General features: G+C 45.8%; 7 protein-coding genes. 3 read left to right on the top strand and 4 right to left on the bottom strand.

The features are described from left to right. Positions 1-21 precede the first annotated feature (21 nt). The 4 genes from QUB20_RS08885 to petP all read right to left on the bottom strand — a co-directional run bounded on the left by QUB20_RS08885 (position 22) and on the right by petP (position 2,951). A complete protein-coding gene (locus QUB20_RS08885; RefSeq protein WP_333244376.1) occupies positions 22-411 on the bottom strand; it encodes a HEPN domain-containing protein in 390 nt (129 codons plus the stop codon). After that, positions 408-1,073: a hypothetical protein gene (locus QUB20_RS08880; RefSeq protein ID WP_333244379.1), complete on the bottom strand. Its 666-nt coding sequence runs from the start codon at positions 1,071-1,073 to the stop codon at positions 408-410. The genes QUB20_RS08885 and QUB20_RS08880 overlap by 4 nt, the downstream gene beginning before the upstream one ends. 376 nt (positions 1,074-1,449) lie before the next feature. Continuing rightward, complete coding sequence (locus tag QUB20_RS08875) at positions 1,450-2,550, bottom strand: Get3/ArsA fold putative tail anchor-mediating ATPase NosAFP (RefSeq protein ID WP_333244381.1); 1,101 nt, start codon at positions 2,548-2,550, stop codon at positions 1,450-1,452. Positions 2,551-2,750: 200 nt separating this feature from the next. Next, positions 2,751-2,951, bottom strand: coding sequence for a cytochrome b6f subunit PetP (petP, locus tag QUB20_RS08870; RefSeq protein WP_333054278.1), 201 nt, complete (start codon positions 2,949-2,951; stop codon positions 2,751-2,753). 99 nt (positions 2,952-3,050) lie between these two features. On the opposite strand from petP, the gene QUB20_RS08865 reads away from it, so the two are divergent. The 3 genes from QUB20_RS08865 (at position 3,051) to QUB20_RS08855 (ending at position 7,051) form a co-directional block, all read left to right on the top strand. Beyond that, positions 3,051-3,395: a hypothetical protein gene (locus tag QUB20_RS08865; protein WP_333244383.1), complete on the top strand. Its 345-nt coding sequence runs from the start codon at positions 3,051-3,053 to the stop codon at positions 3,393-3,395. A gap of 225 nt (positions 3,396-3,620) precedes the next feature. Further along, positions 3,621-4,727: a FecR domain-containing protein gene (locus QUB20_RS08860; RefSeq protein WP_333244386.1), complete on the top strand. Its 1,107-nt coding sequence runs from the start codon at positions 3,621-3,623 to the stop codon at positions 4,725-4,727. Between the two features lie 509 nt (positions 4,728-5,236). Next, positions 5,237-7,051 (top strand): adenylate/guanylate cyclase domain-containing protein, encoded by a 1,815-nt coding sequence (locus tag QUB20_RS08855; RefSeq protein WP_333244389.1) that lies wholly within the window; start codon positions 5,237-5,239, stop codon positions 7,049-7,051. Positions 7,052-7,248 lie beyond the last annotated feature (197 nt).

Here is a 7,248-nt window from a genome sequence, read left to right as displayed (position 1 = left end):
CAACATCTCAGATTTACCGGATTATTGAGTTAACTTACTTAACGCTGAAATAATATTCTCAGCTAGCATTAACGCAGTTTTTGCTTCTTTTTGTAAGTTAAACATAGTATCTTCATAATCAGCTTTATTCCTCATTTTTCTCAATCGACTTAAATCTTTGCCTATCTCTATCATTGTCTGGCATTTTGATTGATTGTAAATAAAATTTTCAGCTACATATTGATGTTCATTGATATCATAAGTTTTATTGCGCGACAGTCTGGGATCTTGTTGAATGTCGCGCAAGTAATTCCGTGCTAGGCAAAACGCAGAATAATAGGCTCTACTTACAGCAGAACGCAATTTTGCTTCTTCACTGGTTCCAGCTAACTCTTTTGCTAAATTAAAGTATTCCTCCCAATCGAATTTCATTCCCACCCCAAGTCAATGTTTAGTATATTGTTAGGAATGACAGGACTCGCGTCTAGCCACCAAGTGCGATCGAGATTTTTTAACTTTGCAAAAGCTTCATCGACTTCGAGTTGGGTGTAAATGGTAATCCACAGGGATCGCCAGTTGGCAATTTCTGGATCGGTTTTCACTTCCAAGCCTAATCTTTCCGTAGGAAATAGCGCTCGAATGTGATCGTAACCTTCCAGAATCAAAGGTGCGATCGCTTCTTGTTCGATGATGATTTGAAAACTTTCTATAGGGTTTTCAACCGCGTACAGGCTTTTGATTTTATTAAAAGATGCAATTAAATTGTCAAAGGCTTTAGCTATTTCAGAGGGATTCTCCACTTCTCCTGGCGGCTGAGGAAAGGAAGGGCTTAAATTTGCAGCATCCGTGCTGTAAATGCTGTCACTTGTCGGCTGGTATCGTTTGTCTTTTGATTTTGCTTGGTACTGCTCTTTTAAGTCGAGGCGTTCTCTTGTGTAAATTTCGTTCAGAGTGTTGTTTTGTTCGGCTAATTTTTCTAAAGCCAATATCTGACGACTTATATTCTCTTCCAACTCGCCAAGCTGGACAGATGAATCTAGTTTAGCTAAAGCAGCGCCAAGGGCTTGCAGACTAATAATATCTCTTCCTTTCATAAAAGTCGATGGTTTGGAAGTTAGGGATTAACTTTACCAGTAATCGTGAAACCTGTCTGGATATTGTAGCAGATTTGGCGGTTGAATGTACCTTTGGTTCGTAGAGGCGGGTTCATCAACAATATATAACGATGACCAACAATCTATATAAACCCGCCCCCGCCCCACGGCCAATCTGAATGTACATTTCGATTTACCGTGGGGAGAGAGGGCGGGTTTTCGAGATTGTTTGTTTCAGGCGATTATGGTTTGTGAAACCCGCCACTACGATCGCACAAATTATACGCTCGCGAATCAACGAGACATGATATTAGAGAACTCGATAATTCATCAGTGTATCCGTGTCAAAATCTCTTAGAGTGCCTTCTTCCTCACCCTAAAAAGAAATAATCAAGTAACCATTCAGGAACTTAGCACCAGTAACAGACTTCCCAGTCAGCGCCGGAGGCAGCAAAATATTGCGCCGCTGATCGCCCGCTTCGATCGTCACTTCCGGCCCCGATTGAATCAATTTAATTTCTTTCTTGTCAAACCCAGGCAAAAACAAACTAACTTGACGCTGTGCAATGTTTATGTTAATCGGTTTGGGAGCTTTTGCAGCCTCCGAAAAATCTGGCAAAGCATCAATTAACGGCTGCCAATTATTGTCACTGTGCGCCGGAACCGAAACAGCCGTCAAAGGATCAAAATCGGCAGTAATAGCTTCTGTAACCGATGCTTGATTAACAATGACACCGCCCACAGTCAAACTAACTTGTTGAGAACTTCCCCAAAGATAGCGGGCAGTTGCGATCGCACTTGCATCCCCAGTCGTCACCAAAAAAGCCGCCGTGCGGTTCGGATCTGCCAGCGCTTCCTTACCCTTATCCAAAAGATTATCGACTTGCTTAGTAGATTGAAAAGCATTGTCTCCCGACATATCCACCGTCAACACCGTACTGACAAGCGGTTGAATAAAAGGCGACGACGACAAAGCTTTACCCAAATCCGAATCTACCAAAGCTTGGCGGAAGCGGCGGATGTACCAACTCAGAATTTCCGGCATTCCCAGCATCCGCAGCGTATCCATGCCGCCATTGCCGTCATAAACAATTACATCGTATTGTTTGCTGTCGTCGTATTCCCGAACTTCGTTCAACGCCAGCGCGCTGTCCATTCCCGGTAACACCCCTAATTCTTGACCGTAAATCTGCTTGAAAAAGGGAGTGCGGACATATTGAGCTTCTAGTTGTTTAACTTCGTCCCACCTGCGTTCTAGCAGTGGCCCGCTTTGCACCTGAACTGCTTTGAGGTTGGGGGCGATTTCCTGGGGGCACAGAGTCAGGGGAACCCCTAGCAGGATACCCAATGCAGGGCCCGGATCTTGGCCGAGCAGCAGAACTCGCTTGCCTTGAGCGGCATATTTTTTAGCTGTTGCGATCGCGATCGTACTGCGGCCAGTGCCGCCTTTGCCCAAAAATGTCAAAATCAAAGCCATTTTCTGTTCTCACTGCCAAAGCTTACTCTTTAACATTTAAGCGCAACCTTCAGCGAGAGTGGGGGAGGGGGGAGAGGGGAAGAGGGGGAGAGTGGGAGAGTGGGAGAGGGGGAGAGTGGGAGACGAAAGGAAACACAGTTAAATTCAATCCGTGTATCCGTGTCCGAATCCGTGTCGTGCCCCTCTTCCTTCTACATCTGTTAAACGGGTTCTAGCTCATCTTCAAAGAACCAAGTCGCAAAACCGTCAAACTTGACAACCACGCCTACTCCGCTACCGTCAACCATTCTGAATCCGTCAACAGTGCCTACTGGATTCTCCTTTATCTTGCCCACCATATTTGCAGGTATCCGATCTCTGAGACGGCGCACCTTCACTCTCTGACCTACTTCTATTGCCACTGAAATTGTTCTCCTGCTCTATATAACCTATATACAACCGTTTATTTTACAGTTTGGCGTCTACTTCGGAACAGCCACACCCGCAGGCGATCGCTCGCTATGATTTTCCATCGAAATTTCGACCAACTTTCCCTAAAAGACGGTATTCTAGTCGGAGTTTGTCGATCGTCTACCCTGATTCGCTTGGGTTTGCTTCATAATGTTCCACAGCGGCAAGCTCCACTGGCAGAGGCTGTTCACCACTTAGATAATTATTTTTTAGTGATTCGCAAAAAGAAGTTTTTTATTAATTGCCACAACTACAGGATTTCTCCCCAATTAGTCATCCTTCAGGCAGAAGCCAAAAGACATTCAAAAGCAGTAATTAATTTTATGTTTGCTATATATAAATCTGCCCTCTCTGACGTTGACAACGGCGAAATTTCATGCTGTAAAGGACTTTGAGTCTGGTTTGCCAAATTTCCCGAAGGTCAGATTTTAGGAAACGGTCATGTTGTAACACTTTACTAAAATCTGACCCAAAAAAGAAGTTTTAATGCTAAACTTTCAGGCTGATAAAGTTTATTTTTGCTGCTGTGTTACGGCGTAAAAAATGGAACGATTGCCGGATTTAGGGTGTCTGATACAGGAAAGGAAGTCTAGAAACTTCAATATGACAAAATTGAAATTATGAATAAAATTTTTACCTGTGGGCGATCGACCAAAATTCCGCTCCTAAGTTTGTCCTTGGCTGTGCTGGCGAGTCTGTCGCCCTTTCGTGGGACGATCGCCAGTCCGCCCTCTCCATCCCCCAAACAGCCGTCAAACCCTACTAAAATTGTCTCAGTCGCTCGACCGCCAGCACTGCCAACCGCCTCAAAATCTCCAAAAAATCCGGCAATATTGGCGGCGAATTCATCCCCAGCAGAGACGATAAACGCCCAGGGAACAGCGGCCGCGCGATCGCTCGAAATAGAAGAAATTAGCGGTACAGTCAGCTTTAAAGGCCGGCCAGCGGTCGTGGGCGATCGGCTACTCGCCCCCGGAGATGAAATCATCACCGGCCCCAATTCCACAGCCCGTTTAGGCATCGACAACAACATCGGCACCGTGGAAGTTGCCGAAAAAACCACACTCAGAATATCCGATTTGTCAAGCCGTGCAGGCGGCGAAAAAAGCACAGCCATTTTTGTCAGCAGGGGGCGAGTCAGGTTGTCGATCGGCAAAACTGCTGCTGCAACTCCCGCAGCCACCACCTCAACAATTATCCCGCCGAACCAAATAGCCGCCCTCAATACCTTCAGCGGACTCGGCAAATCCAGTCAAATTGCCCAACAAACCCGTTCTGCCAGAACCGCCCCAATCAGGGTTGAAACCCCAGAAGGCGTTGCCGGAGTCCGCGGCACATCCTTTGGCGTCAGCGTCGGCGGCGGCAAAACCGCAGTCGAAACTATTGAAGGTGCAGTCGTAGTATCCGGCAACACCGACTCGGAAGTAGTTCTCAACAGCGGCAACTCCACGACTATTTTCCCTCAAACCTCCCCCGTGGCGCCCTCAGCCAGCCCTCGCCTAGCTAAACTCAAAGTCCGCAGTTTATTGAGAGTCAGCGGCAATATCTATCGCCTCAGCGGTCAAATTAACCCGATCGACACAGTTTATGTCCACAACGAAGAGATTAAGATCGATCGAAAAGGCAACTTCAAAATCCAAGGAATTTTACCTCCAAGTCGCCGCCTCAAAATCGTAGTGCGAGGCCCGTCAGTCACAGAAAGGCATTACAGCTTCGCAGTTCGCTAAACAACCTATCGTCGCGAGTAATCTACGCGGGCCGTCTCTGAGGACTTGAGTTATATCTGAGATGTTGCACCATTCTCAATAAGCCGTAGGGGCGGGTTCGCCAACAGCCTTAAAGCTTGCAAATAGGTTCTATAAACCCGCCCGACCCCACGAAAAAGCCTGTTCTTGACAAGGGTGCAAGATGTGAGTTAGATCCTAAGTTTTATCTGGGTTGATTATTTTGTGTAGGTGCGAAGCATTTTGCGATGAATCTCGGTAGTCAAAATAAATAAATTTTGCCCCCACCCTTCGCCCTTACGGTATTGTAAAACTTCATGACAATCAAGCATCCAGGATACAAGCCCCCGGATTCATCCGTCCAGAAGTAAAAAACCTGTATCCGATAAAGGATCCCCCGAATTTATCCGTGGGGTCAATCTAAAATCTAAAATCTAAAATCTAAAATCGATTGACTCCCACTCCTCTCGAAGTTCGGACTCGAATGTCAATTATTGCGTCTAATTAATTGCATGAAGTTCAAAAAATGGATCGATCATCTCAAACAGAATCAACTGATCGGCTTGCGGCAATATGTATTCACAAATCCTCCCTGGATGACAGGGGCAGTAGTAGGTCTAATGTCTGTCGCCATGCTGCAATTGGGAATGTGGAAACCCCTTGAATATTTGGGATACAAAACTCTCTTTCAAATTCGAGAATCGGGAATTTTGCCAAATCCCGGATGGGATCAGAGAATTGCGGTAATTGCGATCGAACGGCATTCCTTGCAAGAATACGGTCAATTTCCTTGGCCTCGCAACCGCTACGCCCAACTGCTAGAAGCACTGAAAAAATCTCCCCCCACAGCCGTTGGTTTTGACATTCTTTTCCTCGATCCAAGTCCGAAAGATGATATTTTAGCCGCTGCAATCGCCACCAACGGCAAAGTTGTACTCGCTAAAACCACCAAAGAAGAACCCGTAGCATCTTTAAAAGCAGCAGCCGCAGGTGTCGGCCACATCGGCCAGGAACCCGATAGCGACGGTATTAGCCGCGAGTCAAAAATCTTTCTCAACGGGATTCCTAATTTCGGTTTAGCAATGACTCACAGGTACAATGCTGCTAATCCCCAAGATCCAGTATTGCTCCCACAGTCCAAAAATAAGCAGGAAAAAAAAGTCTGGGTTAACTGGCCAGGGAAAACAGAAAATCTACCTACCTATGCTTTTGTTGATGTCGTAGAAGGTAGAATTCCAGCAGATTCTCTGACTAATAAGTTAGTTTTAGTGGGCATAGTTGCTACCGGTTTCGATCCGATATCTTCACCTCTAAACAAGACTACGGCTGGGGTTTATTTATATGCAGCGTTGATTGACAATTTGCTCAATCAACGCTTGCTCCAGCGGCTGCCGGTACTCGTAGAAATTTTGTTATTGTTGGGGATTGGCCCGCTTACCGCTTTGGTTCTGGGCAACCGAGGTGTTAAAGAGAGAATTGCGATCGCTCTCGGTTTGCCTATAATTTGGATTGGGGCTGCCGCTTTGTTATTTGGCTTCTTTTTTTGGTGGGTTCCGATTGCCGCACCTATCGGCACTCTCATTTTATCTAGCACTGCTTTGCAACTTCGGGAACAGTACGAAAAGCAGCAGTTGATGAGGTTATTTGAAAAGCACGTCGATCCAGAGACTGCTCAGCTTATTTGGCAACGCAAAGCTGAGATATTTGAACAGGGAGAACTCGAACCTCAAGAACTTACAGCAACGGTGCTGTTTATGGATATTCGTAGTTTTACTTCAATTTCAGAAAAAATGCCACCGCGGGATTTGCTCACCTGGCTGAACAATTATTTGGAAGCGATGACTAACTGTATTATGGATCACGGTGGCGTTGTAGATAAATACATCGGTGATGCAATTATGGCAGTTTTTGGAGTGCCTTTTTGCCATAGCGAATATGCAGAAATTCAACAAGATGCTTTGAATGCAGTTGCGGCTTGTATTGCGATGCACGAACGGCTGCACCAACTTAATCAGCAGCTTAGAATTGAACGCAAACCTTTAATTAAGTTTGGCATCGGGTTGCATACCGGACAGTTAGTTGCTGGTAGCGTGGGCGGTTCCCGGCGTTTGAATTATTCTGTGATCGGCGATGCTGTCAATGTTGCTGCTAGATTGGAGGCGATGAATAAGGAAATTGTTTCTGACAGTCCTTTTAATTTGTTGGTGACGGCGAGGACTTTTTCTTACGTGCGCGATCGCTACGAAGGCCAAAAAGTAGGCTCAATTCAATTGCGCGGCAAAAAAGAAGAGACTGTGGTTTATGCTATTTTGGGCGAAAAACATTAGTCAGTTGTCAGTTGTCAGTTGTCAGTTGTCAGTTGTCAGTTGGGAAAATTACCTTTTTCCCAATTCCCCATTAGACATTCCCAATTCCCAATTCCCCGTTCCTAATGACTGCGGACTAAGCTGTCGCGCATTTAATTGGGATAGTTATGTTAGTAAAAATCTTGTGGGGTGGGCATCTTGCCTGCCCTAAAAGTGAA

Source organism: Microcoleus sp. B4-C2 (assembly GCF_036705265.1).
GTDB lineage: Bacteria > Cyanobacteriota > Cyanobacteriia > Cyanobacteriales > Microcoleaceae > Microcoleus.
This window is presented reverse-complemented; position numbering and strand designations above follow the sequence as displayed.